General features: G+C 74.5%; 3 protein-coding genes. 1 reads left to right on the plus strand and 2 read right to left on the minus strand.

Annotated elements, in window-relative coordinates:
* Nucleotides 1–1,968: prolyl oligopeptidase family serine peptidase (locus HY68_RS04955; protein ID WP_041995180.1), on the plus strand; the 1,968-nt coding region annotated here is incomplete at its 5' end.
* 152 nt (nt 1,969–2,120) lie between these two features.
* Here HY68_RS04955 and HY68_RS04960 read toward each other — a convergent pair.
* Nucleotides 2,121–2,972: a bifunctional 5,10-methylenetetrahydrofolate dehydrogenase/5,10-methenyltetrahydrofolate cyclohydrolase gene (locus HY68_RS04960; RefSeq protein ID WP_041984859.1), complete on the minus strand. Its 852-nt coding sequence runs from the start codon at nt 2,970–2,972 to the stop codon at nt 2,121–2,123.
* Nucleotides 2,969–3,149 (minus strand): cyclodeaminase/cyclohydrolase family protein (locus HY68_RS43480; protein ID WP_041984863.1); only part of this gene is annotated, 181 nt, incomplete at its 5' end. The genes HY68_RS43480 and HY68_RS04960, both read right to left, overlap by 4 nt.

A 3,149-nucleotide genomic window follows, 5' to 3' on the forward strand; every position in this document is an offset into this window, starting at 1 on the left:
GAGGTGCGCGAGCGGGTGGCCGCCGATCCGGAGCTGCTGCTCGGCGGCGCCGGTGAGCGGCTCTCGGCGCAGGAGCGGGCCAGACGCGAGCGGAGCCGTGAGGGCTCGGCGGGCATCGTCGGGTACGCCGTGGACGGGGCGGTCGAGCTGGCGGCCTTCACGCTGTCGGGGCGGCTGTTCACGGCCGGGCTGCGGGACGCGGCGGTACGTGAACTGCCCGTGCCGGGTCCGGTGATCGACCCGAGGCCGGCCCCGGACGGCCGCCATGTGGCCTATGTGGCCCGTGGGGCGCTGCGGGTGATCGGGGCGGACGGTACGGCTGACCGGGAGCTGGCGGGCCCCGAGAACGGCGATGTGACGTACGGCCTGGCCGAGTTCATCGCGGCCGAGGAGATGGACCGCTCGCGCGGCTACTGGTGGTCGCCCGACTCCGACCGGCTGCTGGTCGCGCGGTCCGACACGGCGCGGGTCAACCGGTGGTGGATCTCCGACCCGGCCCACCCGGACCGGGCGCCGGAGCAGGTGGCGTATCCGGCGGCGGGCACGCCCAACGCGGACGTGACGCTGTTCCTGCTGGGGCTCGACGGGTCGCGTACCGAGGTGGTCTGGGACCGGGCGCGCTACCCCTACCTGGCCCGGGTGCACTGGTCGGCCGCCGGCGCCCCGCTGCTGCTCGTCCAGACCCGTGACCAGGGCAGTCAGCTGTATCTCGCGGTGGACCCGGCGAGCGGCGCGACACAGATGGTGCACAGGGACGAGGACCCGGCCTGGCTGGAGCTGTTCGCCGGGGTGCCGGCGTGGGCGCCGGACGGCCGGCTGGTACGGATCGCCGACGAGGGGGGCGCACGGGTCCTGGTGGTCGGCGACCGGGCACTGACCGGGCCGCAGTTGCAGCTGCGGTCGGTGCTGGACATCGGTGAGCACGACGTTCTGGTGTCGGCCGTGGCCGGCGAGGAGGCGGCGGCGCCGGAGATCGGCGAGATCCATGTGTACCGGGTCAACGAGCTGGGGACGGAGCGCTTCTCCGCCGGGCCCGGGGTGCATTCGGCGGTACGGGGCGGCCGGGTGACCGTGCTGACCTCGGCCAGGCCCGGTACGCCGGGTACCTCGGCGCAGGTGCTGCGGGACGGCAAGCCGCTGGTGACGATCGTCTCGTACGCCGAGCAGCCGGTGCTCACGGCTCGCGCGCGGTTCGTGGAAGGGGGCGCACGGCGGATTCCGTGCGCCGTCCTGCTCCCCACCGATTATCAGGAATCGGACGGTCCGCTTCCGGTTCTGTTGGACCCGTACGCGTGCCCGCACGGCCAGCGGGTGCTCGCTTCTCACAACGCGCACCTCACGTCCCAGTGGTTCGCCGACCAGGGCTTCGCGGTGATCGTCGCCGACGGCCGTGGCGCGCCCGGCCGGTCGCCCGGCTGGGAGAAGTCGATCAAGAACAACATGCTGCTGGCCCTCGACGACCAGATCGAGGCGCTGCGGGACCTCGCGGGGCGCTTCCCGCTGGACACCGGCCGGGTGGCGATCCGCGGCTGGTCGGGCGGCGGCTGGCTCGCGGGACTAGCCGTCCTGCGCCGCCCCGACATCTTCCACGCGGCGGTCGTCGGCGCGCCGGTCACCGACGTACGGCTGTACGACACGCACTACATGGAGCGCTACTACGGCCTGCCGGAGGAGCAGCCCGAGGTCTACGCGGCGCACTCGCTGGTCACCGACGACGGCCTCTCGGCGCCCCAGGAGCCGGCCAGGCCGATGATGATCATCCACGGTCTCGCCGACGACAACGTGGTGGTCGCGCACTCCCTGCGGCTGTCGGCGGCGCTCCTGGCGGCGGGCCGGCCGCACGAGGTGCTGCCGCTCACGGGCGCGACGCACATGACGCCGCAGGAGGAGATCGCGGAGAACATGCTGCTGCTCCAGGTGGACTTCCTCAAGCGGTCCCTGCCGGGCGGCCGACCGGCCGCCGGCTGAGCGACCCTTTCCGGCCACCCCAGGCGTGGCCGGAAAGCGCGCCACCGAGTCTCCCGGCACGACGCGGTCCGGGGCCGCCGGCCCAGGCAGCGCCGGTCCGGCCCGTACCGGCCGCCCGGGGGCGTCACGTGCGGAGTACGGCCCGATCTCGTCTACCGGAGCCGTGCCGCCTGTGCGGCCTTCACCGTGTGCTGGAGGAGCAGCGCCGTGGTCACCGGGCCGACGCCGCCCGGGACCGGTGTCAGGGCGCCTGCCCGGTCGGTCACGGACGGGTCCACGTCGCCGACGAGGCCGCCGTCGGCCGTGGGGTTGGTGCCGACGTCCACGACGACGGCCCCCGGCCGTACGTGCGCTGCGGTGATCAGCCCCGGCCTGCCGACCGCGGCGACCACCACGTCGGCCGCCGAGGTGACGGCGGCCAGGTCGCGGGTGCGGGAGTGGCAGACCGTCACGGTGGCGTTCTTGTCGAGCAGCAGGTGCGCGGCCGGTTTGCCGACGACCGTCGAGCGGCCGACGACGGCGACATGACGGCCGGTCAGCTCGACCTTGTGGTGGTCGAGGAGCGCGACCACGGCCTCGGCGGTGGCCGGGGCGAAGGCGGGGAGCCCCGCCGCCAGCCGGCCGAGCGAGAGCGGGTTGGCGCCGTCCACGTCCTTCTCGAACGCGATGGCGGACGCCAGGTCCTCCAGGGCCGCCCCCGCGGGCAGCGGGGTCTGCAGGATGATGCCGTGCACGGACGCGTCGGCGTTGAGCGCGGCCAGCCGGTCGCCGATCCGCCCTGCGGTGGCTTCGGCGCCGAGGTCGACGATCTCGCAGTCGATACCGGCCTTCCCCGCCGATCTGGCGATCGAGCGTACGTACCAGGCGCTCGACTCGTCGGCGGTCGCGACCACCACCGCCAGCTTCGGCGGGGTGCCGGACGCGGCCAGCTCGGCGGCAGCCGCGGTGGCCTCGGCGCGTACGGCGGCGCCGAGTTCGTTGCCGGACAGGACCGTCGCGCTCACTTCTTGATCTCCTCGCGCACGGCCGCCGTGATCTGCTCGGCGCGGGCGGCGATCTGGTCCACCCGGTCGGCCTCGGCCGCGAGCGCGGCGCTGACCTCGGTGTCCTTGATCCCGCCGAGATTGATCTCGACGTTGACCCGGGCGGTGGTGGCGGCGGCGCGCGCCGCCTCGGCCGCC

It is taken from the genome of Streptomyces sp. AcH 505 (assembly GCF_000818175.1).
Classification (GTDB): Bacteria; Actinomycetota; Actinomycetes; order Streptomycetales; family Streptomycetaceae; genus Streptomyces.